This is a genomic window from Corynebacterium sp. HMSC22B11, from assembly GCF_001815965.1.
Classification (GTDB): Bacteria; Actinomycetota; Actinomycetes; order Mycobacteriales; family Mycobacteriaceae; genus Corynebacterium.
Map to the genome: position 1 here is coordinate 1 of NZ_KV823524.1, position 25,070 is coordinate 25,070.

At 67.2% G+C, this 25,070-nt stretch carries 18 protein-coding genes, 2 tRNA genes, 1 other RNA gene and 2 pseudogenes; 8 read left to right on the top strand and 15 right to left on the bottom strand.

Annotated features, from left to right (window positions below; translation table 11 throughout):
- From HMPREF3088_RS09560 to HMPREF3088_RS09575, 4 genes and pseudogenes are all read left to right on the top strand, one after another.
- Window positions 1-1,812 (top strand): DNA polymerase III subunit epsilon (locus tag HMPREF3088_RS09560; RefSeq protein WP_083317392.1); only part of this gene is annotated, 1,812 nt, incomplete at its 5' end.
- A 31-nt stretch (window positions 1,813-1,843) separates the two neighbouring features.
- A complete protein-coding gene (locus HMPREF3088_RS09565) occupies window positions 1,844-3,259 on the top strand; it encodes a MurT ligase domain-containing protein (RefSeq protein WP_083317393.1) in 1,416 nt (471 codons plus the stop codon).
- Window positions 3,259-4,146 (top strand): annotated as a pseudogene (locus HMPREF3088_RS09570) (type 1 glutamine amidotransferase); the annotation flags it as partial. The gene HMPREF3088_RS09565 and the pseudogene HMPREF3088_RS09570, both read left to right, overlap by 1 nt.
- Window positions 4,147-4,761: 615 nt before the next feature.
- Window positions 4,762-5,787 (top strand): FAD-dependent oxidoreductase, encoded by a 1,026-nt coding sequence (locus tag HMPREF3088_RS09575; RefSeq protein WP_070759766.1) that lies wholly within the window; start codon window positions 4,762-4,764, stop codon window positions 5,785-5,787.
- Here HMPREF3088_RS09575 and HMPREF3088_RS10900 read toward each other — a convergent pair.
- From HMPREF3088_RS10900 to HMPREF3088_RS09610, 8 genes and pseudogenes are all read right to left on the bottom strand, one after another.
- Window positions 5,784-5,861: a hypothetical protein gene (locus HMPREF3088_RS10900; RefSeq protein WP_371441318.1), complete on the bottom strand. Its 78-nt coding sequence runs from the start codon at window positions 5,859-5,861 to the stop codon at window positions 5,784-5,786. The two genes, HMPREF3088_RS09575 and HMPREF3088_RS10900, sit on opposite strands and share 4 nt — an antisense overlap.
- Before the next feature lie 24 nt (window positions 5,862-5,885).
- Window positions 5,886-6,647 (bottom strand): annotated as a pseudogene (locus HMPREF3088_RS09580) (recombination mediator RecR); the annotation flags it as partial.
- An 89-nt stretch (window positions 6,648-6,736) separates the two neighbouring features.
- Complete coding sequence (locus HMPREF3088_RS09585) at window positions 6,737-7,054, bottom strand: YbaB/EbfC family nucleoid-associated protein (RefSeq protein WP_015382056.1); 318 nt, start codon at window positions 7,052-7,054, stop codon at window positions 6,737-6,739.
- Window positions 7,055-7,172: 118 nt separating this feature from the next.
- Window positions 7,173-10,484: a DNA polymerase III subunit gamma and tau gene (locus HMPREF3088_RS09590; protein ID WP_070759768.1), complete on the bottom strand. Its 3,312-nt coding sequence runs from the start codon at window positions 10,482-10,484 to the stop codon at window positions 7,173-7,175.
- 207 nt (window positions 10,485-10,691) lie between these two features.
- Window positions 10,692-11,327 carry a TM2 domain-containing protein gene (locus tag HMPREF3088_RS09595; RefSeq protein ID WP_070759769.1) on the bottom strand — a complete coding sequence of 212 codons (636 nt, stop codon included), beginning with the start codon at window positions 11,325-11,327 and terminating at the stop codon, window positions 10,692-10,694.
- A 109-nt stretch (window positions 11,328-11,436) separates the two neighbouring features.
- Window positions 11,437-12,117, bottom strand: coding sequence for a hypothetical protein (locus tag HMPREF3088_RS09600; RefSeq protein ID WP_070759770.1), 681 nt, complete (start codon window positions 12,115-12,117; stop codon window positions 11,437-11,439).
- A gap of 32 nt (window positions 12,118-12,149) precedes the next feature.
- Window positions 12,150-13,448 (bottom strand): aspartate aminotransferase type Ic, encoded by a 1,299-nt coding sequence (locus HMPREF3088_RS09605; RefSeq protein ID WP_070759771.1) that lies wholly within the window; start codon window positions 13,446-13,448, stop codon window positions 12,150-12,152.
- A gap of 200 nt (window positions 13,449-13,648) precedes the next feature.
- Window positions 13,649-13,734 (bottom strand) — tRNA-Ser (locus HMPREF3088_RS09610).
- Between the two features lie 218 nt (window positions 13,735-13,952).
- Between HMPREF3088_RS09610 and ffs the strand changes: the two genes are divergently transcribed.
- An RNA gene (gene ffs, locus HMPREF3088_RS09615) (signal recognition particle sRNA small type) lies at window positions 13,953-14,047 on the top strand.
- 20 nt (window positions 14,048-14,067) lie between these two features.
- On the opposite strand, the gene HMPREF3088_RS09620 is transcribed toward ffs, so the two are convergent.
- The gene (locus HMPREF3088_RS09620; protein ID WP_070759772.1) at window positions 14,068-14,625 is read right to left on the bottom strand and encodes a hypothetical protein; all 558 of its coding nucleotides are present in this window, start codon (window positions 14,623-14,625) and stop codon (window positions 14,068-14,070) included.
- A 131-nt stretch (window positions 14,626-14,756) separates the two neighbouring features.
- Here HMPREF3088_RS09620 and HMPREF3088_RS09625 point away from each other — a divergent pair, with 131 nt between their 5' ends.
- On the top strand, window positions 14,757-15,638 hold the full coding sequence (locus HMPREF3088_RS09625) for a crotonase/enoyl-CoA hydratase family protein (RefSeq protein ID WP_070759773.1): 882 nt from the start codon (window positions 14,757-14,759) through the stop codon (window positions 15,636-15,638).
- Here the strand turns inward: HMPREF3088_RS09625 and gluQRS are convergent.
- Together gluQRS and tgt are read right to left on the bottom strand one after the other, a co-directional pair.
- Window positions 15,635-16,711 (bottom strand): tRNA glutamyl-Q(34) synthetase GluQRS, encoded by a 1,077-nt coding sequence (gluQRS, locus tag HMPREF3088_RS09630; RefSeq protein ID WP_070759774.1) that lies wholly within the window; start codon window positions 16,709-16,711, stop codon window positions 15,635-15,637. The two genes, HMPREF3088_RS09625 and gluQRS, sit on opposite strands and share 4 nt — an antisense overlap.
- A 13-nt stretch (window positions 16,712-16,724) precedes the next feature.
- A complete protein-coding gene (tgt, locus tag HMPREF3088_RS09635) occupies window positions 16,725-18,080 on the bottom strand; it encodes a tRNA guanosine(34) transglycosylase Tgt (protein WP_246818154.1) in 1,356 nt (451 codons plus the stop codon).
- A 272-nt stretch (window positions 18,081-18,352) separates the two neighbouring features.
- Between tgt and HMPREF3088_RS09640 the strand changes: the two genes are divergently transcribed.
- Entirely contained in the window at window positions 18,353-20,008 is a 1,656-nt protein-coding gene (locus HMPREF3088_RS09640) for an ATP-binding protein (RefSeq protein WP_070759775.1), read from the top strand.
- Between the two features lie 21 nt (window positions 20,009-20,029).
- Here HMPREF3088_RS09640 and HMPREF3088_RS09645 read toward each other — a convergent pair whose 3' ends face one another.
- The 4 genes from HMPREF3088_RS09645 to HMPREF3088_RS09660 all read right to left on the bottom strand — a co-directional run bounded on the left by HMPREF3088_RS09645 (window position 20,030) and on the right by HMPREF3088_RS09660 (window position 23,844).
- Window positions 20,030-22,435, bottom strand: coding sequence for an MMPL family transporter (locus HMPREF3088_RS09645; RefSeq protein WP_070759776.1), 2,406 nt, complete (start codon window positions 22,433-22,435; stop codon window positions 20,030-20,032).
- 136 nt (window positions 22,436-22,571) lie between these two features.
- A tRNA-Ser gene (locus HMPREF3088_RS09650) sits at window positions 22,572-22,656 on the bottom strand.
- Window positions 22,657-22,802: 146 nt separating this feature from the next.
- The gene (locus HMPREF3088_RS09655) at window positions 22,803-23,336 is read right to left on the bottom strand and encodes a nucleoside deaminase (RefSeq protein ID WP_246818155.1); all 534 of its coding nucleotides are present in this window, start codon (window positions 23,334-23,336) and stop codon (window positions 22,803-22,805) included.
- Window positions 23,314-23,844: a tRNA adenosine deaminase-associated protein gene (locus HMPREF3088_RS09660; protein ID WP_070759778.1), complete on the bottom strand. Its 531-nt coding sequence runs from the start codon at window positions 23,842-23,844 to the stop codon at window positions 23,314-23,316. Before HMPREF3088_RS09660 ends, HMPREF3088_RS09655 begins: the two co-directional genes overlap by 23 nt.
- Before the next feature lie 170 nt (window positions 23,845-24,014).
- Between HMPREF3088_RS09660 and HMPREF3088_RS09665 the strand changes: the two genes are divergently transcribed.
- Window positions 24,015-25,025, top strand: coding sequence for a prephenate dehydrogenase (locus HMPREF3088_RS09665; protein ID WP_210401527.1), 1,011 nt, complete (start codon window positions 24,015-24,017; stop codon window positions 25,023-25,025).
- Window positions 25,026-25,070 lie beyond the last annotated feature (45 nt).

Sequence of the window (25,070 nt, forward strand, 5' to 3'; positions counted from 1 at the left end):
CCCGCACCCCGTCGCCGCGCCCGCCGCAGGGTCAGCCGCCGCGCCGGCTCCCCGTCCGCGGCAGCCGTCGCCTCCGCATCCGCCGTCGAGGCCGCCGAAGCGCTCCGCCCAAGCAGCCGACGCTCGAACACAGACGCCACCAGCTACCCCACGACCGGCCGCGACGGCTCCGAGCAGTCCGGCCCGGACCAACCCGGCTCCGACCAGTCCGGCTCGGGTCACTCAGGCACGACCAGCGCAGGCACGAGCACCGCGACGACCGGCAACGCCGCCGAACCCTCGGGGCACCCCAGCCCGGCCCACACCATCCCCACCCCGCCCAGCGTTGAGGACGCCCCCAGCGTCGCGGTGGCCGTCACCACCAGCGGGATTCACCCGACCACGGCCCGGCTCATCGCCCTGGCCGCGGTCTACTACGACGCCGACGGCGCCGAGGCCGGCCACTTCGTCCAGGCCCTCAACCCCAGCGAGGACCCCGGCCCGTGGCACATGCACGGCTTCGACGCCGGCGAGCTCGCCCAGCAGATTGGCTTCGCCACCGCCGCCGCGGAGATCAAGGCAGCCCTCGATGGCCGCGAGGTGATCCTCCACGACGCCCCCCTCGCCTGGGGTTTCATCACCCACGAGTTCCGCCGGGCCCAGCGGGCCGCCAACCGCGGACGTGGGCGTGGCCGCTCCGGCAGGGGACGTGGGCGTGGCCGCAGCAAGGCCATCCCCACCCCGGAACCGGCCGCCCTGATCGACACCCTGGCCACCACTCGCCGCCAGGAGATGCCCGCCGTGGACCCCCGCGCCAGGGCGGTCGCGCAGCTCTACCCGCACAACGCCCCGGCCGATGCCCTCCCGGAGTTCGGCGCGGCGGCCTCCGACCAGCGGGCCGCGACGCCTGCCGAGGAGCTCCTGGTCGCCGACGCCCGCCTGCTCGGGGCACTGCACGTGGCACAGCGGGAAAAGGCAGACCGGGACGGCGGCGACGTCGTCCGCCTGGACCCCGAGGACCTGACCGCGGACCAGTTCGGTTTGCAGCGCAGCGCCATCCGCGTGGATGCCATCAACGCCCCGCGCCCGCTCGAGAACCCCGGCACCCCGGAGGGCGACGGCGGCAGCTGGCAGCTCGTCGCGGGCATGGAATTCGTGGTCAGCCCGGACGTCGCCCGCGATCCGGACGAGCTCATCGAGCAGGGCGTGGCGGCCGGACTGGTGTACTCCGAGAAGCTGAACCGCACCTCCAGCCTGGTGGTCTGCAATCAAAACTTCGAGCTGCGCGGCAAGGCCATGCACGCCGATCGGAAGGACATCCCGCTGCTCAGCGACGAGGAGTTCCTCGATGCGCTCGAGGATGTCGCCGAGGGCACGCGGAACACCGACGCGGGCCGCGGTGGTGGCCAGCGGGGTGGTCAGCGTGGTGGCGGCCAGCGCAGTGGGGGCGGTGGCGGCCGTGGCGGTAGTGGTCAGCGCTCCGGTGGTCGCGGTGGCCAGCGTGGCAGCGGCCGGTCCGGCTCCGGTGATTCGGGATCGGGCTCCGGTAACCGGCGCAAGCGCTCGCGCGGGGGACGTCGCCGTGGCGGCGGCTCGCAGGGCGGCGCTAAGAACGATGGCGCTCAGAACGGCTCCGGCAGCGGCAACCAGGCCGGAAAGAACAACGGCTCCACTACCCAGAAAACCGACAGCAAGAACCCGAAGAACACCGGAAAAAACAGTTCCGAGCAGCCGAAACGCAAACGCAAGCGCGGTGGACGTCGTCGTGGCCGCGGCGGACGCGGGTCGAACGGACAAGGCAGCAAGACTAACGTAGGCAAACGTGAAAACTAAGAATCCGAACGGCAACGGCGGCACCCGCCGCATGAGCCTGCGCAGCCGCATCGCGTGCCAGGCCGCAGACCTCGCGACGTGGGCGTCCCAGAAAACGGGCCGCGGTGCGGGCGGAATGATCGGCGGGCTCATCGCCAACGCCATCGACCCGAACCTCCTCGCGCAGCTTAGCCAGGGCCGCCCGACGGTGCTGGTCACCGGCACGAACGGCAAGTCCACGACCACCCGGATGCTCGCGCACGCGCTTGCGTCCCGCTACAGCGTCGCCACCAACGAGGGCGGCGACAACATGGACGCCGGCGTCATCTCCGCGCTGCTCGCGGGAAGGGACAAGGACGTTGTCGCGCTCGAGGTCGACGAGCTCCACGTCCCGAATATCGCGGAGAAGCTGGACGCGGACGTGCTCGTCCTGCTCAACCTCACCCGCGACCAGCTGGACCGCGTGGGCGAGATCAACAAGATCGAACGCGCGCTGCGGGCCTGCGTGGAGGCGCGGCCGGACATGACGGTGATCGCGAACTGCGACGACGTCCAGGTCACCTCCGTGGCGTGGGACGCGCCGAACGTCGTGTGGGTCTCCGCTGGTGCTGGCTTCGTGGGGGATTCCACCAGCTGCCCGCGGACAGGTGGGCACATCGTGCGCACCGAGGACGACTGGTACGCCGTGAAGAAGCTCCCGGATGGGCGCGAGTTCCGCCGCCCCGAGCCGACCTGGTGGGTCGATAAGGACGGCCTCAGCTATGGCGGGGACGGTGCTGGTGCGGGCAGTGGTGCTGGCAGCGCTGGCACTGGGGACACCGGCGTGGGGAGCGCTGGTGCTGACAACACCGGCGCGGGCAGCCGCACCCTTCCCATGAACCTGCAGCTCCCCGGCCGCGCCAACCGTGGCAATGCGGCCCAGGCGATCGCGGCAGCCGTCGTCATGGACGTGCCGGTCACAGACGCACTGCGCGCCGCCGAGGAAGTCACGGACGTCGCCGGGCGCTACTCCCTCGTCGAGTTCGAGGGCCGCACGCTGCGCCTCATGCTCGCGAAGAACCCTGCGGGCTGGCAGGAAGCGCTCTCGATGATTGACCGGGACGTGGACTCCGTCGTGATTGCCGTGAACGGGCAGGTCGCGGACGGTCAGGACCTCTCCTGGATTTGGGACGTCCGCTTCGAAGACTTCGAGGGCCAGCAGGTCCTCGCCGCGGGTGAGCGCGGCACCGACCTGGCCGTGCGGCTGGGCTACGCCGGGGTGCGGCACACCCTGATCAAGGACACGGTCGATGCCGTGCTCGCGTGCCCGCCGGGGCGTGTGGAGGTGCTCGCGAACTACACCGCGTTCCGCGACCTGAAGCGCGAACTGGAGCGGCGCGGCGCAACAACCGTTGAGGCTGACGGCACGGACGCCCCCAGCACCACCGGCGAGGCGGCAACCACCGCGACCGAGGAGGACGCACGATAATGGCAGAGCTCAACATTGGCCTGGTGCTGCCCGACGTGCTCGGCACCTACGGCGACGACGGCAACGCGCTCGTGCTGCGGCAGCGCGCCCGCCTGCGCGGCATCACCGCGGAGATCCACACCATCCGCTACGGGGAGGCTGTCCCGGAGACGCTGGACATTTACACCCTGGGTGGCGGCGAGGACGTCGCCCAGCTGCTGGCCGCGGAGCACCTGCGGGCTGACGGTGGTCTGGTGCGCGCGGCTGATTCGGGGCGGCCGGTGCTCGCGATTTGTGCGGGCCTGCAGGTGCTCGGCGAGACCTTCCACGCTGGTGGGAAGCTTGCGGAGGGGCTTGGGCTGCTGGATGCGACGACGTCGCAGCTGGGCGAGCGCATGATCGGCGAGCTGCACTCGGAGCCTTACCGCCTGGGTGGTGCGGGTGGTGCCGACGGCGGTGCGGGTGCCGGTGCTGGCGCCGGCGCTGGTGCCAGTGCGGGCGCCGGCGCTGGTGGCGCGGGCTCAAATGCTGGTGGCGGTGCGGGTGCCGGCCACGCAGACGTGCGCTCCGGCGCTGGTGGCGCGGGCTCCAACGCCCAGTCGCTGGCCGCTGACCTGAACGAACTCACCGAGCCGCTCACTGGCTTCGCCAACCACATGGGTGCGACGATTCTTGGCCCCGATGCCCGCCCGCTGGGCATCCTGCGCGCCCGCGGCGGGATGGTCGGAAACACGGACGCGCACGGTGTTGAGGCTGCTGACGTCGTCGTAAAGGACAGCGAGAAACAGCAACGCTACGAGGGCGCGGTGCAGGGTTCCGTGATCGCGACTTATATGCACGGGCCGGCGCTGGCGCGGAATCCGCAGCTCGCGGACGTGCTGCTCGCGCGTGCGCTCGGGACGACCGTGGCTGAGCTGCCGGAGCTGGGTGCGGGCAGCATCGCGGAGTTCGAGGGCGTGCCGGCTGGCGACGCTGGGGCTGGCAGCGCGGGCGCGGATAGTGCCGGTGCCGGGGCAGGTGCTGATGCTGGCGTGAGTACCGGCGCCGGGAGCCCGGACGGCCGTGAGTTCGCGGCACAGCTCACCGCTGAGGTGGAGCAGCTGCGCCGCGAGCGCCTGGACTAGTTCACCCGCGAGCGCCTGGGCTACCCCCTTCGCGCGCCCCTACCCCGCCTCTATGCACGTTTTGCAGAGTTTCAGGTCGCTTTTTGACCAATTTCCGGCATCAAACTCTGCAAAACGCACGAGGGAGGGGAAGGGGAGAGCAAAACACATCGGGCCCCGCCCCTAGCTCGCGCAGCCCCTTAACGCGTGCCTCTCGCGCCCCCGCGCGCCCCTCGCGCGCACCCTTTGTGCGTTTTGCAGAGTTTGATGTCGCTTTTTGAGCAATTTCCGGCATCAAACTCTGCAAAACGCACATGGGGGGGAGCACAACGCATCAGGCTCGCAGCCAGCGGGCGTGCGCCCGCCCAGGGCCCATCCCCGGCGGCTAGCGGGAGAGCGTCCGCACCCTCGGTATATTCGATGCACATGGTCGCCCATATCCACGATTGCATCATTGTCGGCGCCGGCCAGGCCGGGCTCTCCACCGCGTTCTACCTGCAAAGACGCGGGATCACCCCCGTGATCCTCGACAATCAGCCCGGCCCCGGCGCAGCGTGGCGGCACGTCTGGCCCTCCATGACACTGTTCTCCACCCCGGGTTTCTCCAACATGTCGGGCATGCCCATGCCGAGCTACCACGGGCCGGGGGACTTCCCCGACGCCCAGCACGTCATCGACTATTTCACCGCATATGAGCAACGTTATGGCTTCGACATTCGGCGCCCTGTTGACGTCCTGAAAGTGGACGCAGACACCACGGACGGCTTCGTCCTCGACACCAGCGAGGGCGAGTTCCGGGCGCGCACCGTCGTCGCGGCGACGGGAACGTGGTCCGCACCGTTCGTCCCCTTCCTCCCCGGCACCTTCCGCGGGCAGCAACGGCATTCCGCGACCTACCCTGGGCCGGAAGAGTTCCGCGGCAAGAAGGTCGCGGTGGTCGGCGCGGCGAACTCGGGGGCGCAGATCGCGGCGGAGCTGACGGACGTCGCGGAGGTCACCTGGTTCACCCGCCACGAGCCGCGGTGGATGCCCGACGACGTCGACGGGCGCGTCCTGTTCCGGCGGAATCGGGAACGCGCGCAGGCTGTTTTCGCTGGTGAGGACGACCCCGGTGGCGATCGCAATCTCGGGGAGATCGTGATGCTGCCGAAGGTGCTGGAGGCCCGGGACTCGGGTGCGCTGCAGGCGACACCGATGTTCGATTCGCTGGATGAGCTGACAGAGGCGGGCTTCGATGAGCTCGTGTGGTGCACGGGTTTCCGCCCGGCTGTGCGGCCGTTCCGCGAGCTGGTGCGGACGACGGACGCGGGGCAGTTGCGCTCTACCGTGGCCGGGTTTCACCTGGTGGGTTACGGGGAGGCGACGGGCCCCGGGGCCGGCACGATCATGGGTGTGCAGCCTTTCGCACGCGAGGTGGCTGGGGAGGTCGCGGAAGAGCTGGGCTAGAGCTTCAGCTGGGTACGGCCCGCGAACGCGCGGGAGAGCGTGAGCTCGTCCACAAACTCCAAGTCCCCGCCCATGGGAATCCCGCTGGCCAGGCGCGAAACTGTCAGCCCTGGGAACTCCTTCAGCAACCGCCCCAGGTAGGAGGCAGTGGCCTCGCCCTCGGTATTCGGATCCGTCGCGATGATGACCTCGGTGATCTCCGGGGCCTCGCGGTACTCGACCTCGTCGGCACCGCGTTCGTTGCCGCCGCCTTCGGGCGCGCCCGAGCCAGCGCCCTGGCTGCCCACACTCGCGCTGTTACCGCCCGCACCCGAACCCGTGCCAGAGCCGTCACCAGCAGCGCCCGCACCCGCGCCCCCATGGCCCAAGCCAGCCCCACCAGCACCGCCGTCCATCAGCGACCCCTGCACCGGCCCACCGGCCGACGCGTGCGGCGCGCTCACCGCCACATCCGGCAGCACCCCACCGATCCGCTGCACCAGCGCGGTCACGTTCAACTCCCCCGGCCCCACGCCATTCAGCGGGTCCAGCGCCCCACCGAGCACGTGGTACCTGCCCCGGTACTCGCCCGTGCGCTCGATGACCTGGATGTCCTTCGGCTCCTCAACCACGCACACCAGGCTGGCGTCCCTGGAGGAATCCGCGCAGATGCGGCAGACGTCCTCCTGGGAAATGTTGTGGCAGATACGGCAAAACGCCACGCCGGAGTGCAGATTCCCCAGCGCGGCTTGGAAACGTTCGATGTCCTCGCCGGTCGCGTTTTCCAGCAGGTGGAGGGCGATGCGCTGCGCGCTTTTCGGCCCGATGCCTGGGAGGCTGGCGAACTCGTCGATGACGTCCTGAAGCGGACCTTCAAACAAAGTGAACTTTCCCCGTTTCGTCAGTGGCGCTTAGCCGTAATACGTGCCCCGCGGGCCCCGCCCCCGTGGGCTGCGCGGGCTCGAAGTGTTTAGAAAGGCAGTCCGCCGCCACCAAGGTCAGCCAGCGGGCCCATCTTCTCCTGGGCGAGGTCCTGCAGCTTCTGGTTGGCGTCCTGGAACGCGCCGATGATCAGGTCCTGCAGGGTTTCGACGTCCTCCGGGTCCACGACCTCCGGGTCGATCTTCAGGTCCTGGACCTCGCCACCGCCGGAGAGCACGAGGGTGACCTTGCCGTTGCCGGCCTCACCGACGATGGAGGATGCGACGATTTCCGCCTGTGCCTCCTGCAGCTGCTTCTGCATGCGCTGGGCCTGGGCCATGATGTCGTTCATGTTTGGCTGAGACATTGTGATTGTTCCTTCGCTTCTCGGTTTCTAGCGTTTTTGTTCTTCTTCGGCTGCCACTTTACCCATTCGGCCGGGGCTTGTCGGTGGCAGTTCACTGTGTATTTTCCTGTGTGTTTTCCTAGCGCGTGCGCTCGCCGCCGAGGATGTTCTCGATGAGCTCACCTGCGATCTCCAGGGCGGGTCGCGTTTCGCGCTTCCCGGCCTCCCCGGTGGCGAGGTCGTCCATGATTTCGTCTTGCTGCCTGCGGAGGGCTTCCTCGGGGTCGGTGGGTTGGGTCCTTTGATTTGGGACGTCAACCCCTTGGCCTCCGAAAGCCCCACCGTTATTGGCCTGCCCGGCGGGGTGTGGGCCGCCCGGCTGGCCGCCCTGCGGGGCGCCGCCGGCCGGCCCCGGGCCTGCGTTGCCTGCACCTGGTGCGGGGCCGTTGGGGTAGCCGCCGGGGCCGGAGTCCCAGGGGTCCTCCGGCGGTTCGTCCGGGAGGGGGACACCATTGAATCCGTTGGCGAGCTTGTATTCCCTGCTGGCGGCGTATTTTGCGGCTCGGGCCCGCCATCCGCTTTGGGGCTTGGGCTCTTCGGTGTGGCTTGGCCCCGTGGGCGCCGGGGTTGGGGACGTTGCCTGGGCGGCGCTGGCTTCGGCCATGCGGCGGGCGCGCTCGAGGGCGCTGCTGCCCGCGCTGGGTTGGGCAGGCTGAGTGGGCTGGGTGGCCTGCGTCGGGGCAGCCTGGTCGGCGCCGGTCACCTCGCGCGGCGCGTCCTGGCCAGCGCTAGTCCCCTCGCCCAGCGCCTGGCCGGAGCCAGCCGCCTCGCTCGGTGCGTGCCCGCCGGCAACGCTCGCACTGCTTGGCTCCGCTGTGACAGCGGGGGCCTGGTTCGCCGCAGCGTGGTCGGGCCCCACCTGGCCGGGCCCCACCTGGCCGGGCTCTGCCTGGCTTACCGCAGGCTGGCTTACCGTCGAGTGGCTAGCCTCCGCGCCAGTGGCGTTATTCCCGCTGGTCGTGCTGGTTGGCTGTGCCGACTCAGCCGGGGCCTCCTCAGCTGAGCCGGCCTGGGCTTTTCCCGGGTTATTCCCGCCAACGGTGGCGAGCACTGTGTGCGCTGCACCGAGGACTTCCTCGGCCGCCTTGCTATAAATCGGGGCATTGCGGTCGCTGTTGACGAACTTCGCCAGCGCTCCCGTGGCATGCTCCACCACGATCTGACCTGCGGTCGGCTGCTCCGCGGCCAGGGTGGCGTCGCGACCAGCGATCCAGGCGCTCAGGTCGTGCTCGCGCACCTTCTCCAGGATCTTCTGCCATGCCTGCTCGTCGACCTCCGTGGCATCACCGGATGGCGCGGCCGCGGTGTTCGCAGCAGCGTCGGTGGATTGTGCCGCCTCTACGGGTGCCTCGGCAGGCTGCCCGGTCGGCTGCACGGAACGCTGCTCAGTGTTCTCGGCCTGGGCATTCCCCGACTGGGGCTGCTGGTCAGAGGGCTCTACACCGCTGACCTCTGTGCTGGCCTGCGACTGCGACAGCGACTGTGCCGCGGCGCCAGCGCGCTGGGACTGATCCGCAGCTGCCTGCTGCGGTGCCTGAGCTGCAGACGGCTGCGGTGCCTGGCCCGCGCCTGCCTGCTGCGGTGCCTGGCCCGCGTTCGCGCGGGCAGCGGCACGGCGGCGGTCCATGATCTCCCGAGCCTCGCGGGCCTGGGCGATCGCCGGATCCTCATCCGGAGCACCGGCAGTGCTGTTCTCCTGCCCGGCAGCCTGAGCTGCAGCGTTCACATCCTGCGCCGCTGTTGCAGCACCCTGCTGCTCCTGCGCGTCATTCGCAGGCTGCTGGGCGCGAGCCGCCTCCGCGGCCTCCTGCACGGCTGGCTTCTCCGGCTGGGGCGCTGCCCCCTGACCGGCCGGAACAGCGCCCTGTGCGGTGCTCTGCCCATCACTCTGCTCAGCAGCCTGGTCCTCGGCCTCCTGGCCAGGCTGACCGGACTGTGCGGGCTGACCATCCTGGGCGGCAGCATTCCCCGGCTGTTCTGGCTGCTGCGACGCCACGTTCTGCTGCGCCACGCCCTGCGACACCTGGTTCTGTTCCGCCGAAGCACCCGACTCCGCAGCACCCGACTCCGCCGACGTAGCCGCCGCCGATGCCGCCTCCGCCGATGCCTTGCGTCGCCGCGGCCGCTCATAACGCTTACCGCTCGACAGGCCCGACGCATCCCCCTGCGGGGTCGCCCCAGCACCCACGGCCGGGCTCGCCAGCCCACCGCTAGCACCCATCGGCCCGGCAGCGCGCACCCCCGTGCCCTGCTCCAGCGCCTCAACACGCTGCGCGAGCGCCTCCACCGTCATACCCGCCGCCGGAAGCGCCATCCGCGCGCACAAAATCTCCAACAGCAACCGCGGCGACGTCGCCCCACGCATCTGCGCGAGACCATCGTTGACCACTGCAGCACACCGCGTCAGCGTCGCAGGCCCCAACGCCTCGGCCTGCTGCCGCAACGCGTCCTGCTCCTGGGCCGGAACATCCACCAGCCCGCGCTCGAAAGCATCCGGAACCGCCTGGACAACCAGCAGGTCACGGAAGCGATCTAACAGGTCCATCGCAAAGCGACGCGGGTCGTAACCGGCGTTGATGACGTCGTCGACAACCGCGAACAAGCCCGCCTGATCCTGGGCAGCCAACGCCTCCGCGGAACGGTCCAGCAGCGAAGAATCCGTCACGCCCAGCAGCGCCACCGCCCGCTGGTAAGTCACGCCCTCCGGGCCCGCACCGGCGAGCAGCTGATCCATAATCGACAGCGAATCACGCGGCGAACCCCCGCCCGCGCGCACGACCAGCGGATACACGGCGTCCTCGACCACCGCGCCCTCGTCGGCAACGATGCGCTCCAACAGGCCGCGCATGTCCGGCGGGGTGAGCAGCCGGAAAGGATAGTTGTGCGTCCGCGAGCGGATCGTCGCCAGCAGCTTCTCCGGCTCAGTGGTCGCGAAGATGAAGATGAGGTGCTCCGGCGGCTCCTCCACGATCTTCAGGAGGGTGTTGAAGCCCTCCGTGGTGATCATGTGCGCCTCATCGATGATGAACACACGGTAGCGGGAATCAGCCGGCGCGTAGAACGCCCGGTCGCGCAGCTCCCGCATGTCGTCCACACCACGGTGGGACGCGGCGTCCAGCTCGGTGACGTCCAAGCTGCCCGGGCCGCCAGGGGCGAGCGCGATACAGGAATCGCACTTCCCGCACGGCGTGGACGTCGGCCCCTCCACGCAGTTCAGCGAGCGCGCGAGGATGCGTGCCGAGGAGGTCTTACCGCAACCGCGCGGGCCCGAGAACAAGTACGCATGGTTGATGCGCCCACTGTCCAGCGCGACGGACAGCGGCTCGGTTACATGCTCCTGCCCCACGACCTCGGCAAACGAGGCCGGGCGGTACTTCCGGTATAAAGCCACTCCCCTAGGTTACCCGGCGGGGCAGACACGCCAATTCGGTCCTTCTCCCCCAGTACCTTTGCGATCCGGCTTACTTCTTTGGGGCCGCCCTCCCCTTTTTTTATGACGACGACGCCGCCCGCACCGTCACGGTGGACTGTCACGGCACCGCCCGCGACGTCGTTACCCCTGAAACCGGCAGGATTACCTGCGGCGTGCCCCGCGGCGTCACAACAGCGGGTAGCCGTCCCCGTCCTCGAAATATGGGCCGGCGCCCAGGAGGATCATGATGAACTCGACCATCGACCAGATGTACACCGCGAGGAGGATCGGGATGCCGATGAGGAGGATGGAGGTGGCCCAGCCGAAAATCGTGAGCCCCAGCTGCCACTTCGCCCGGCGCTGATAACCCAGGTAGAAGTTGTGCACGCCCAGGGTCCCCAGGAATACCGCCAGCACCGCAGCGACGATCGAGTTGCGGGAGCTGGAGCGCATGGCATCAAAATCTTGAGAACCGTGGCTCGGGTAACCGGGCACCGCGGAGGACGCGGCGAGGCCGCCGCTTCCGTGGCCGGTGTAGTCGCTACGGCCACCCTCGGCATAATCCATGCCGGTGGGGAATCCTGGCAGCCCTTGGTGCTCGGGCTTGTACTGCTGTCCGGACCTGTACTGGTGCTTGTTCGGGTACCCGGGCTTGTTCGCGGCGTGGTCTGCCTGCAGGTCGTCGTAGAGGTCGCGGTACTCGTCGGCGATGGGGTTGTGCGGGTTTTGGAAGTCCCCGAGCCCGCCCATCGGGTCGCCGATGAACGGATCCTCCCCATGCGGATTGGAGTGCCCGTGAGAGTACGGGTTCTTCGCCATCATCGCCTCCAGGCACCTCCTATCCTCAATCCTTCGGCTTATATGTGCCACCTGCGGGAACGACCAGCGGGCTTGCGGGACCGTCGCCGCAGGACTCGCAGTCTGACGCAGCCTAGCGCATCAGGTCGTTGATATTAACCTGCTGCTCGACCAAGTAGTTCTGGAGCTCGTCCACGCCGTTGCGCCCCTCGTCGGCAGCGCGATCGAGGATGTCCAGCTCGGCGTCGGTGATCATCACCAGCTGGGCGGGCACCGTCAGGCGGCCCGGGTGCGTGTAGTCGAAGCCCTTGTCGCTGACCGGGCCATCCTCGCCGATCTGGTCGGCCTTCTTAGCGCCGTCCCCGCCGTCACCAGCGATCTCGTGGACCTGCGGAACACCCTTCTCCCAGAGGAAAGGCACGATCAGCAGACCGTGACGGGCGGAAAGCCCCTCACGCACGTGGTCACCCAGACCACGCATCACCGTGCCCGGCTGCGGGGTCCACACGCCAGGGTCCTGGGAAACCATCGTCGCGGCGGCAGCCACCAGATTCGGCGCGAGATCGTCGTGACCGGCAGCCACCGTGACGAACTCGACGCGCACCTCGGTGCCCGGTTCCGCCTCCAGACCGACCTCGATGCGCCCTGCGTCCAGGCTCATCGCAACGGTCTCCGGCGCGGCCGTGCCGTCCCCGCCAAGAGCGACGGATGCGGCGGCGAACTCCGGGAAGGACTCACCAACCCGGTAGGTGTCCACTTCGAGGGGCTCGGGCAGCAACTGCTCGACCCAGGCGAAAGTTTCCTCTTGGTTCATGTGTCCTCCTTAAGCTCCGACGTGGCCAGGCCTTAGGCCCCGGCCTCCACGGCCTCGATCGCGGCGAGCAGCACGCAGGTCGCGAAGCCGTCCATCGCCAGGCGCACCTGCTCCAGCTCCGGCATCGACGGTGCCAGGCGCAGGTTCTGATCCTTCGGGTCCTGCTTCAGCGGGAACGTCGACCCCGCCCCGGTCAGCGCAACGCCAGCCTCCTTGGCCAGCTCAACGACACGGCCGGCGGTCCCCTCGACCACGTTGACGCTGATGAAGTAGCCACCAGCCGGGTCGGTCCACTCCGCAACACCCAGGCCGCCGAGGCGCTCCTCCAGGATCTCGACGACCGCGCGGAACTTCGGGGCCAGGGATCCCGCGTGCTTCCGCATCAGCGCGCGCACGCCCTCGGCATCGCCGAAGAACTGGGCGTGAGCCAGCTGGTTGACCTTGTTCGGCCCGATGCCACGCACGATCGCGTGGCGCTTCCACCAGTCCAGGTTCTCCTCGGAGGAGGCGAAGAAGGCCACGCCGGAACCCGCCTGCGTGATCTTGGAGGTCGAGGACATGCACCAGAAACGATTCGGGTTGCCCGCCTCGGCGGCGCAGCCGAGGACGTCGTACACCGGCGGGAACTCGTCCGTCAGGGTGTGGACGACGTAGGCGTTGTCCCACACGATGCGGAAGTCCGGCGCCGCCGTCTCCATGGACGCCAGCTCGCGGCAGACGTCCTCGGAGTAGAGGGTGCCCGTCGGGTTGGAGAACATCGGGACAGACCACATGCCCTTGACCAGTGGGTCCTTCACCAGCTCGCGGACCTGATCCAGGTCCGGGCCATCCTCGAGGAGGTCCACGGTGATCATCTCGAAACCGAAGTGCTCGGTGATGGTGTGGTGACGGTCGTAGCCCGGCACCGGGCAGATCCACTTGAGCTTCTCGCCCTTCTCCGCTGCTTCCGCCGCCTCGGCCGCCCACGGGGTGGCGGAATCGTTGGTGCCGAAGGTGTATGCCCAGGCCACGAGGTCGAAGGCCATGTTCAGGGAGGAAGCATCGCCACAGACGATGTTCTCCGGGGCCACGCCGATGATCTCCGACCAGATGTTGCGGATATCCGCGATGCCGGTCAGCCCACCGTAGTTGCGGGTGTCGGTGCCATCGGCGGCAATGAAGTTCTTGCCCGGGAGGCTGAGCAGATCCACCGCGAAGTCCAGCTGTTCGGTGGACGGCTTACCGCGGGTGAGATCCAACTTCAGGCCCTGGGCCTTGAGATCTGCGTACTTCTTCTCAACCTCGGGCTTGAGGGAAAGAAGCTGGTCACGGTCGATGTTTGCGAGCTGCACGGTGCTGGCGCCTCCTGCGTATGGGGCTCAAAGAATTCTGTGGCTAATACCATTTTTGATTCTAACAAGCGCCCCAGACACGGGCTTGGTCTGTGCACACAAGCTGAGCCCCCACCAGCAGCTCCCACCGGATCAGTTCACTGTGCCCCTACGCAACGAACGAAACCCCAGGTAGCGAACTACCTGGGGTTTCCCAACTGCGGAGGATGAGGGATTTGAACCCTCGAGGGGCGTGAGCCCCGCACGCGTTCCAGGCGTGTGACATAGGCCGCTAGTCGAATCCTCCGCTGACTACTATACCCAGGGCCCCCAAGCGCACAAAATCCCCAGCGCTCGCAGCATTTCCGGTCCCGCGAGGCGAAGCGCACAGCCGATCCTGGAACCGCCGTGAGGTCGGGCTCCAACCCCACTGAAATCAACCCCACGTTCCCACGAGACAGCGCCCAAAAGATTGGCCCGAAAGACCGAGCGTTGGCCAGGGCCGTGGCGATGCGTTATGCTTTAGGCGGATTCCGCGTGGCGTGCATCTTGTGAACTCCCCCAGGGCAGGAATGCAGCAAGGGTCAACGAGCTCTCACGGGTGCGCGGGGTCCTTTTATTTTGCCCAAAAACTTCGCCGCTACCTGCCAGCCTGCTGATCGCGCGCCCGTTCCGCACGCGCGGACGCCACCATCAGGCCCACGAAATTCAGCCCGATCAGGCAACCAACGAGTAGGAAGACCAAGCCCGCAGCCCACAGCCCCGAGGAATCACCGGCGGCAGCCCAAAAGGACCACGCGAGCGAGAACCCCGCGGTGAAACCCAGAACAACGCCCAGCGCGCCAGCGAAAAGCCAGCGGGTCCGCAGCGAAAGCATCACCACCGCACACACCGCACCGACACCGCACGCAACCACTTGCCAATCTGCATAGGGGCCACCCATTGGCAGGCCCAGCTGGTCAGGGGTCCAGCTGAGGAAAAGAACCCAGACCACGAGCCCGGCCAAGAAGGCCCACACCCCAGCGCGCACCGTTCCAAGCAGCTTCCACCAATCGCCATTCGCTACCACGTCCTGCCCGTTCTTCTGCTCACGGCGTTGCACAAGCCAGGTCGCGAGCAACTGCAGGCCGAGGGGAAGTGGCCCGACAATGACGTACACCAGCAGTACGCCAAGCACGAGGTTAATAACTGAACTCATAGAGCAATTTTACCGCCAAAAGCTCTCCCTGCCGCACTCGCGACCGCGTGATGAAGAACACCTCCGGGCCCTCGCCACGCAGCTTCCGCAATCCCCCGCGCAGCACCGCGCCCGTGGGTTAGCGTGATCCCATGACAGCCCGCAATGAACACTCTTCCGCCGCAGCACCGGACAGCGCCCACAACGACGACCCCGCCTCCCGCCACGGCGAGGTCACGCTGAACGTCGAGGACGGCATCGCCTACGTCACCCTTCGCCGTCCCGGCAAGCTGAACTCCCTCACCCTGTCCGTTCTCGACGACCTGGTCGCCACCGCGCACAAGATCCGACGCGACCGCACGATTCGGGCTGTCATTCTCGCAGGTGAAGACCATAATTTCACCGCGGGCTTGGACTTCGGCTCCGCGTTGAAGACCCCCGCGGGCATCGCCAAGGCCTTCGCTCCCCGGCCGTGGCGCGGTACCAATACCTTCCAGGAGGCGTGTTGGGCTTTCCGTCGCCTGCCCGTGCCCGTCATCGCGGCAGTCGAGGGCTTCTGCTTCGGCGGTGGTGTGCAGCTCGTCGCGGCCGCGGATTACCGCTTCACCACCGCGGACGCCCAGTGGTCCGTGTTGGAGGCCAAGTGGGGCCTGATCCCGGACATGTCGGGGATTTTCTCCCTCAAGCAGCTGCTGCCCATCGATACCGCCAAGCGCCTGACTATGACCGGCGAGGTTTTCGACGGCACCCGCGCTGTCGAGCTGGGGCTCGCTTCCGAGGTTGCGGAAGATCCGGCCGCGGCCGCTCGCGCTCTCGCCGAGGAGCTGGCAACCCGCTCCCCGGATTCGGTGGCCTACGCCAAGCGCATCATCGACGAGACGTGGACCGCCGGCCCGCGCCGCACCTTCTTCATGGAGCGCGCCCGCCAGGCCCGCCTGCTCGTGGCGAAGAACACCAAGATCGCGCAGAAGGCGGCGGCCAAGGCGCGCGGCGCGGTTGTGGACGCCCGCTTCAAGCCCCGCGAGGTCCGCTAGCCCAGATACGTCACCGGCTCGCGAGAGAGCAGCTCCGGGCGGAAGCTCGCCGCCCAACCTTCGAGGATCTCCGCCGGTGACGCGCCTTGCGCCAGGGCGTCGCGCACCCCATTCGGCTCGCCCACCGCCTCCCCCAACGATTCGCCGATCCACGCCAGGGCATCCTCTACCCCGAGCTCGCGCATCGTCACCGCGCCGTCGCGCTTCGCCAGGCGCTTGCCCTCCGGCCCGAGCACCAACGGCACGTGCAGATATTCCACCTCCGGCAACCCCAGCAGCCCCGCCAGGTACGCCTGCCGGGGTGCGGAACTTAGCAGGTCATCCCCGCGAACCACCTGGTCCACGCCCGCGAGCGCATCGTCCACCACGACTGCCAGGTTGTACGCATACTCGCTGCCGTCCAGCTGCGCGGTGTTCCCGCCGCGCCGCAGCACCATGTCATCCACCTCGCCGGTATAGGTCCCTTCTTTTAGGACGTCACCGCCCAGCGCCTCCCCGGCAGCGAAGCCTTCGGTGATCGTGTGGGTGGTGACCAGGCTGGCCGGGGTGGCGTCGGAGGAAGAAAGGTTGCCGACCCGCAACCGCAACGCAGGACTACGGCCTGCCTCGGCGAGCTCCGCCCGGCGCGTGGCTCGTTCCTCGTCACTGAGGTTCCGGCAGGTCCCGGGGTAGGCCCCTGGGGCGGCGTGTGGGGCACGGGAGGCCTCCTGGATGTCCTTGCGCGAGCAGTAGCACTCGTAGACCCGTCCCTGGTCAGCAAGCTTTTGCAGGGCAGCCGCGTAGTGGTCGAGGCAGTCGCGCTCGTAGACGATCGGGCCGTCGTGGGTGATTCCGAGTGCAGCGAGGTCCGCGAGCTGCCGGCGGGCGGATTCCTCGGAGGAGCGCTGGGCGTCGATGTCGTCGACGCGCAGGTGGAAGGCCCGGCCGGTGTGCCGGGCGAAGAGCCACGCGAGAACCGCGGTGCGCAGGTTGCCCAGGTGCAGGTCGCCGGAGGGGCTCGGCGCGTAACGCCCGGCGCCCCGCTGTGTTGAACCGGCGCCCCGCCGTCTTAGACCAGCCCCCTGGCTGCCCACTCCCGCTCCCCCATTAGCCAAGGCGCTGCTCCCAACCCGGCCCGTAGTAGCGCCCCATGAACTCCGCCCGGTACTCCTCGAAGCGGCCCTCCAGCATCGCCTCCCGAATGTTGTCCACCAGCTTGATCATGAAGTGCAGGTTATGCAGCGTGCACAGCGTGCCCGCGAGGTATTCCTTCGCGCGCAGCAGGTGGTGGATGTAGGCGCGGGTGTAGTTCTCAGACACATAGCCGCCGACCTCGGCGTCCACCGGCGTGAAGTCTCGCCGGAAGCGCGCATTGGAGAGGTTCATCCGCCCATCGAGCGTGTACACCCCACCGCGGCGGCCGAGCCGGGTGGGCGCCACGCAGTCGAAGGTGTCCGCACCAGCGGCGATGGCAGTGAAAAGGTCATCCGGCTCGGAGATGCCCAGCAGGTGCCGCGGCTTGTTGTCCGGCAGCTCCTGGGAGACCCACTCCACGATGGTTCCGAGGTTCTCCTTCTCCAGGGCCCCTCCGATCCCGAAGCCACCGAAGCCGCGCTTACCCTCCGCCTCGGCCTCCTCAGAAAGCTGCACCAGTCCGCGGGCCGCCTGGCGGCGCAGGTCCTCGTACTGCGCCCCCTGCACCACGCCCCACAGGGACTGCAGCGGCCGGTGGCTACGCAGCTCCGTCTGGCGCTGGTGCTCCTCAAGGCAGCGCTTCGCCCAGCGGTGGGTGCGCTCCACCGACGCTTCCTGGTACTTCCGGGTATTCGCCAGCGTGGTCAGCTCGTCGAAGGCGAACATGATGTCCGCCCCCAGCTGGTGCTGGATCTGCATGCTGACCTCGGGGGTGAAGCGGTGCTTGGAGCCGTCGATGACGCTGCGGAAGTCCACCCCGTCCTCGTCCACGATCGCCATGCGCTTCTTCTGCTGCGCGATGACCTTATCCTCGGAGACTTTCGAGTCCATGGCGAGGACCTTCTTGTAGCCCACGCCGAGGCTCATGACCTGGAATCCACCGGAGTCCGTGTAGGTCGGTCCGTGCCAGTTCTCGAAGGTGGCCACGCCGCCGGCCTCGTCGACGATGTCCGGGCCGGGCTGCAGGTAGAGGTGGTACGCGTTGGAAAGGATTGCCTGCGCCCCCGCGGATCGCACCTGCTCCGGGGTCAGGGTCTTCACCGTCGCTTTGGTTGCGACGGGGATGAAGGCGGGGGTGTTGATGTTCCCGTGCGGTGTTTTAAGGACGCCCACCCGGCCCTGTGTCAGTCGTGTTTCGCGGTCCCCTTCGCCGGAGTGCGATGCGATCGGGTCGGTCACCTCGCCCAGGGGCTTGAGGAGCTCGAAGGACGTATCAGTGGCAAACCCGGCCGCGTCGTGCGGTGGCTGCGAGTGGGATCCGGAAGTCATAACCGACAGTCTAGTGCTCGCCCCGGACATGCCCGTGGCGAACTGCTGGGCGGTGTCCACGAAGGCTCAGTGATACCCCGCGCCGCACGTGGAAAACTCATACTGAGAATAAGACTGGGAATATTTCACAGTGTCATTCCAAGTTTACAAGTATTACTGATACCTATGCGACCTGCACTAACGTCAGTGCTGACCAACGCACACTTTTAAAAACTCCAAGTCTTAGCCCGAAACTCTTGTTTTTAGAGGTTTAAACCTTTAAACTCGCAATCATGACGTGGGATTCGGCACGCATTCAGCAAGAGGTCTCCTGGTTCCGCCTCCGTCAAGGGGACTCAACAACCGTCGATGTAAAACGCGCTGCCCACGGCCTGCCAGAAAACTTAGGGGCAACAACCTGCGCTTTCGCAAATATGCCCGAGGGCGGAACGATCATCCTCGGCATCGACGAGCGATCAAACTTTGACATTGTGGGAGTGCCAGAACCCGCGAAGCTCGAAGCCGGGATTGTCGATCAGGCGCGCAACGCCATCTCCCCGTGCCCGTACATCAACACGTACTCAGTGAGAATGGGCACCGCCGAAGACGCCCCGACCGTCGTTGTCGCCGAAGTTCAAGGTTTGCCGATCCAGGAAAGACCCGCTCGGTATAAGCATCGCGCCTATCTCCGACAGGCTGATGGCGACTACGAAATGCACGCATCCGACCTGCGGATGATCGAGGCCGCGAAGTCTCCGGAAAACCCCACGGCGGACTACGACATGCGGCCCGTGCCCAACACGTCGGCCAAAGACCTGGACGAAAAACTCGTCCAACAAGTCGCCAACGACCTGCGCCAAGCGGTGCGCCCCTTCCGGGATATCGACGATGACCACGAAATCCTCAGGAAAATTACGGCCGTGCTACCCACCGGGGAGCTCAGCGTGGCCGGGTACTACGCCCTCAGTACTTTCCCCCAAGGGGTCTACCCAGCTCTCAGCGTGACCTGTGCGGTCCGGCTCCCCGACACGTCCCCTTCACACAGCCAGTCGTCCGCAAGAACCCGGAACCTCGAGCGTTTCTCTGGTCCACTGCCCACCCTCCTCGACCAAACGATGGAGTGGATCACCGCTAACCTCAGCACGTATCAGGCCTACCTCGCCAACGGGCACATGGTCGACCGTCCAGAGCTACCGCTCAACGCCATCCGAGAGGCCGTGGCCAATGCACTCATCCACCGCGACTTAGGCCCCGACACCCTCGAAGAGGGCCGCAGTATCGATGTCCGCATTACCCACAAGGCACTCATGATTATGAGCCCCGGTGGGTTGAAATCCCTGTCGGTCAGCCAACTGAAAAGCGATGAGCTCTGGCGCCAAGAAGTGAATCAGCGGCTCTACCGGCTCGCGAGGTCGCTGCGGGATGCCGCTGGGCACAGAATCATCGAGGGTGAAGGTGGTGGCGTCCAGACCATCCTGAAATCCCTTCGCGAACAGGGGCTCAAGCCGCCCACATTCGTCGACACGGGTGTGAAGTTCACCGCGTTCTTCTGGCGCGATACTGAACCCCAGCTGCGCCCCGACATGGGTGGCGAGACTGCTGCCCCCGAGACTACTGCCCCGGCGCCGACCGATTCCCAGGCCTCTCCGGCGCCTACGCCTACCTCGCCGGCCCCCGCCTCAAAGGCACAGCCATCCCTGCAGCCATCTCCTGCAGCGCAGCCCCTCCCCGATCTGGAGAAGCTCGGCAAGAATGCCCCGGCTGTGTACAAGGCAGTACACACCGCGGCAGTTGGAGGGGCCACGGTAACGCTAAAAAGCATCATCGACGCAACCAACCTCAGCGAAAGCCAGGTGAGGTACGCGCTCAAACCACTCATTGAGCGGGAGTTCGTCCACATGCATGGCGGTCAAGGGCGACGCGGTACCACCTACACCGCTGCACGGTGACCAGCTCCCCCAACCACACGCCTAGCGCTTGGCAGCCTCGCCGATCTCCCCGCTCGCGAAGGCCTTCTCCAGCGCCGAGCCCTCCACATCCACGGTGGGCAGCACCTTGTCCAGCCACTTCGGCATCCACCACGTCCCCTTACCGAAGAGGAACATCAGCGCCGGGACGAACGTCATACGGATGAAGAAGGCGTCGAACAGCACACCCGCGCCGAGCGCGAAGCCGAAGATCTGAATGAACGGCAACGGCTGGAAAACGAAGGAGGCGAACACGCCGATCATGATCAGCGCCGCCGCCGTCACTACCTGGGCACCCAGCGAGAAGCCACCGATGACGGAATCCTCCACCGCGGTGTAACGAGAACCACGCGCCGCGGCCTGCGAATCGTGCAGGAAGCGTTCGCGCATGCGGGAGACGATGAACACCTGATAGTCCATGGCCAGGCCGAAGGTCACGCCGATGAGGAAGATCGGCACGAAGCTGACCAGCGGGCCCGGCGAGTGCCACAGATCCCACAGTCCCTCCTGCCAAAACAGCACAGTCACGCCGAAGGCCGCGCCCACGGAGAGCAGGAACCCGAGCGCCGCGATGAGCGTGACCACGATGGAGCGGAAAACCATCAGCAGCAGGATCAGCGCCAGACCCACCACGAGCCCCAGGTAGATCGGCATCGCGTCGGCCAGCTTGTCGGTGACATCCTGCTGGATCGCGGTCAGGCCCGTAATGCCGATCGTCGCGCCGGTCGCGGCCTCGATCTCCGCCTGCTGCGCCCGCAGCGTGTGGATCAGCTGCACGGTCCGGTCATCCGTCGGGCCTGCCTTCGGGGTCACCAGCAGCTGCGCTGCGGTTTCGTCCTCACTCATGCCGACGATCTGCGCGTTGACCACGTCCGCGTTCTGCCGCATCTGGTCCGCGGCGTACATGAACGTCGCTTGCGCCGGGCTCGGTTGATTGTCGGACGTCGGTTCCGTGCCGCCACGGTAAGGCTTCAGCGCCTCCGCATCCCCGCGGGCCTCGGAGCCGTCCACCACGACGAGCATCGGGGCGTTCTTGCCGCCGCCGAAGCCCTCTTCGAGCATCTCCGCGGACTTACGCTGCGTGGAAGTGACGTTCGCCGTCTTATCCGAGGGCAGCGCGAGCTCCAGGTTCAGCACCGGGATCGAGAGCCCGGCCAGCACCACCATCACCAGGGCGAGCATGAGCCCCGGGACGCGGTGCACTAGCTTCACCCAGCGCACGCTGAAAGTGTTCTTCTGCTTCTCCGGCGGCACGGCGCGGGCCTCGGTGTCGTGCGGGCAGGCTGCCTCCTTCTTGAACACCCGGTCCCCGAGCACGCCCAGCAGGGCGGGCAGCAGGGTCAGGGCCACCAGCACGGCGATGAAGACATTCGCCGCGGCCGCGTAGCCCATATATGTCAGGAAGGTGATGTTCGCCAGGCGGAGCGAGACCAGCGCGATAATCACCGTCAGGCCGGCGAAAACCACCGCCGAACCCGCAGTGCCGGTCGCCAACCCGATCGCATCCAGTCGGCTGCGCCCGTGCCGCAGCTCGTCGCGGTAGCGGGCCATGATGAACAGTGCGTAGTCGATACCGACCGCCAGGCCCAGCATGAGGCCCAGCGTGGGCGTCATAGAATTCAACGGCACGAAGAAGGTCGCGCCGACCGTCAACAGCGTGCCAATACCGATGCCAACCACCGCGGTGAGCAGCGGCAACCCGGCGGCAAGGAGGCTGGCGAAGGTCACCCACAGGATGATCATCGCCACCACCAGACCAGCGATCTCACTGATCGGTTCGACGGCGACGGGGTCCGCGAAGCCCAGACCACCGGCCTCGACGGTGAGCCCTGCGTCGCGAGAGATGTTCATCGCCTCGGTGACGGCGGCACGGTCCTTGTCGGTGACGTCCGCGGGGACGGGGACGTCGAAGCTGAAGCTCAGCACACCGGTGCGGCCGTCGTCGGACACGGCGCGGAGGGTGTGCGCGTCCAGCAGCGCGGTTTCGCGCGGTAGCCCCATCTCCGTTTCCTGCTTGACGAGCTCTTTTTGCAGCCCGTCGTTCATCGTCACGGGGTTGTGCAGCTGGAGGGTGTCGCCGAGATGCTCGACGTCCTGCTTGATGGCCTCGACGGTGCGGTCCATCGCCGCCATGTAATCGGGGTCCTTCAGCTGCTTGCCCTCCGGGGCCTGGAAGACGACGTTGACGATCGACTCCTCGCCAGGGTTGCCCATCTCGGGGAACTTCTCCTGGAGCAGCTCGGTGGCGTGCGTGGAAGGCATGTCGTCGATTTCAAAGACGTCGTTGAATCCCTTCTGGCCCGTGAGAGCGGCCGCGCCGATGCCGACGAGGACGACCAACCAGATGCCGATGGCGAGCCACTTACGAGTAAACGACCAGCGTCCGAGGTGAAACAGGAACTTCGCCACGAGCTAAGGCAGCCTTCCATGCCGGGAAAAGGGGTATGACTCCCAGCCTAGTGGGTCGTGGCTTAGGTGCCCTAAGCGTGTACGGACAGCTAGGCAGAATAAAAATCCCCGTCCGGGAGGGACGGGGATCGCGTTGCGGTGGTGGAGGGATTTGAACCCTCGGAGGTTTTACCCTCACTCGCTTTCGAGGCGAGTACCTTCGGCCGCTCGGACACACCACCAGGATCACAGCCAGGTGGCCATGAAAACCTTCGATAAGAGTAGCAAAACCGCACCCGCGCCCCAAAAGCCACGCCACCGCTTCGGCAACGACCTGTGCCGGTAGTGCCCCGGCGGCCCGTGCAGTAGTGCCCGGCTCCCCGCAGGGTTAGCGGAGCTTTTCGAAGAAACCCCTCAAGAGCTGCTCGCACTCCGGCTGCAGCACGCCCCCGCGCACCTCGGCCTTATGCAGCGGTGCCTCCCGCGGCAGGTCCCACACGCTGCCGCAGGCCCCGGTGCGGGGCTCGTAGGCACCGAACACGATGCGGCCCACCCGCGCCCCCAGCGCAGCTCCCGCGCACATCGCGCACGGTTCCAAGGTCACGACCAACGTGCAGCGCTCCAACCGCCAGGAATCCCCCAACACCTTGGTCGCCTGCCGCAGCGCGAGGACCTCCGCGTGCGCCAGCGGGTCGGCGTCCTGCTCCCGACGGTTCGTCGCGGTGGCCAGAACGGCGCCGTCGGCGTCGACGACCAGCGCACCGACCGGAACGTCCCCGGGTGACGTGGAATGAGCGACGTCGATGGCCTGGCGCATCAGCTCCTCATCAGCGACGTGCCCACCCTGCCGCGGCAGACCGCCCCCGATGAGACGTTCCGGCCCGGCGGGGCTACCTGGCTCAGTCGTCATCGTCCTCGTCATCAGGCAGGTTCGCGTCCAGAAGGTCGGAGAGCTCCTCGTCGAAGCCGAGCTCCTCGGCAACGCAGATCAGCTGCTCGGCCGGATAGTACTCCGGATCGTCGAAGACAACCGTGAGCAGTTGCTCGGAGACGCCCAGGTCCTCCAGCATGTCGAATTCGCCCTCTGGCCAGGCGGCATCGTTCTCGTCGGCCTCGTCGGCTTCTTCCTCTGTGGGAGTGTCGACGTCCAGCTCGTCGAGCATGTCGGTCGCCAGGTAATCATCGATCGCCGCGGTGGCGTCCGACATCAAAATCCCCACTCCACCGGGGACGGGGCGCACGATCGCGCCCCAGGAGTCCTCGATGCAGACCAGCCCCAGAACGGCACCTTCGGCGCGTTCGCTGCGGAGGTGGTCGACGAGGCTCTCGAGGGAATCGGTCGCGTCATCAGGCAGCTCGCGGAGCGCCCAGCCCTGCTCGGTGCTGGTCGCCACGACAGCGATCGTGTCGAAGGAGTCAGTGTTACTCATGTTTCGGATTTTAGCCGGTCACAGGGCGTGAGTCTGCACCGCTGGGGCACCCGCTGTGGTCGGCACTCCGGTTGCCGCGTGGGCTCCCGCAGTCCCCGGCGCGTGTCCGGGGCTTATGAGAGAATTAAAGCGTGAGTACGCAGCATGAATCCGAGTCCACCCGTCACCCTCTGCACCCGTCCCCGGGAACCCCGACCGCGTTCGAGCGTTTCCCGGTGTGTGTTCTGGGTCTGGGGCTGATCGGTGGCTCTCTGCTGCGTGATCTCGCGGACGACGGCTGGCCAGCGTTCGGTTGGAATCGTTCCGCGAAGACGGTGGATCAGGCTACTGAGGATGGTTACGACGTCTCCGGGGACCTCACCGCGACCTTGCAGCGCGCGGAACGGGAGGACGCCCTCGTCGTCCTCGGGGTTCCGGCTCCTGCGCTACCGGAGATTTTGGACGCCGTCGGCCAGCACGCCCCGAGCGTGGGCCTGACCGATGTGACCAGCGTGAAGGGCGAGGTCCAGGCGCTGGTCGAGGATCGCGGGATGGCTGATCGCTTCGTCGGCGGGCACCCGATGGCAGGAACTGCGCATTCGGGCTGGCGCGCGACCCTCAACGGGCTCTTTGACGGCGCCGTGTGGGTGGTCGCCTACGACCGGGCCGTCGCTGAGAACGAGCCACCGCGCGCGTGGTTCACCACCTTCGAGCGGGTGGTGCGCATGGCAGAGACTACTGGTGCGATCACAATCCCGAGCCGCTCGGGTGCGCACGACCGCGCGGTGGCCCGGATTTCCCACCTGCCGCATGTTTTCGCCGAGACCTTGGCGATGGTGGGCGACCAGGGCGGGCCGCTCAGCCTCGCCCTGGCCGCAGGGTCCTTCCGGGACACCACCCGGGTGGCTGGCACCGCCCCATCGCTGGTCCGGGCGATGTGCGAGGGCAACCGGGATGCGCTGATCGCGTGCTTCGATGAGGCCCTGGAGATCCTCAACCAGGCTCGCGAGGAGCTGGAGCACAAGGACCTCAGCGCGCTGACGGAGGCCGGCTATGCCGCCCGGAAGCGCTACGAGGCTACGACGAAGCACGGGGATGCCACGGATCCGCGCCCGGTGATCCGCGTGAGCCCCGGGGCGAAGGGCTGGGTGGACCAGCTACTCAGCGCGGAGTCCATCGGCGCACGCATCGAGATTTTCTAGGGGTTAAGTAGCAAAAGGGGATGCGGACGGGATCTTGGAGGATTC

Excerpts from the sequence above, each read along its gene's own strand:
- HMPREF3088_RS09595 (WP_070759769.1), bottom strand. The coding sequence starts at position 11,327 with ATGATGGCGAAGAACCCGTACTCTCACGGGCACTCCAATCCGCATGGG.
- HMPREF3088_RS09625 (WP_070759773.1), top strand. The coding sequence starts at position 14,757 with ATGACAGCCCGCAATGAACACTCTTCCGCCGCAGCACCGGACAGCGCC.
- tgt (WP_246818154.1), bottom strand. The coding sequence starts at position 18,080 with ATGACTTCCGGATCCCACTCGCAGCCACCGCACGACGCGGCCGGGTTT.
- HMPREF3088_RS09575 (WP_070759766.1), top strand. The coding sequence starts at position 4,762 with ATGCACATGGTCGCCCATATCCACGATTGCATCATTGTCGGCGCCGGC.
- HMPREF3088_RS09660 (WP_070759778.1), bottom strand. The coding sequence starts at position 23,844 with ATGAGTAACACTGACTCCTTCGACACGATCGCTGTCGTGGCGACCAGC.
- HMPREF3088_RS09585 (WP_015382056.1), bottom strand. The coding sequence starts at position 7,054 with ATGTCTCAGCCAAACATGAACGACATCATGGCCCAGGCCCAGCGCATG.
- HMPREF3088_RS09600 (WP_070759770.1), bottom strand. The coding sequence starts at position 12,117 with ATGAACCAAGAGGAAACTTTCGCCTGGGTCGAGCAGTTGCTGCCCGAG.
- HMPREF3088_RS09620 (WP_070759772.1), bottom strand. The coding sequence starts at position 14,625 with ATGAGTTCAGTTATTAACCTCGTGCTTGGCGTACTGCTGGTGTACGTC.
- HMPREF3088_RS09640 (WP_070759775.1), top strand. The coding sequence starts at position 18,353 with ATGACGTGGGATTCGGCACGCATTCAGCAAGAGGTCTCCTGGTTCCGC.
- HMPREF3088_RS10900 (WP_371441318.1), bottom strand. The coding sequence starts at position 5,861 with ATGGGCGGGGACTTGGAGTTTGTGGACGAGCTCACGCTCTCCCGCGCG.
- HMPREF3088_RS09655 (WP_246818155.1), bottom strand. The coding sequence starts at position 23,336 with ATGACGAGGACGATGACGACTGAGCCAGGTAGCCCCGCCGGGCCGGAA.
- HMPREF3088_RS09565 (WP_083317393.1), top strand. The coding sequence starts at position 1,844 with ATGAGCCTGCGCAGCCGCATCGCGTGCCAGGCCGCAGACCTCGCGACG.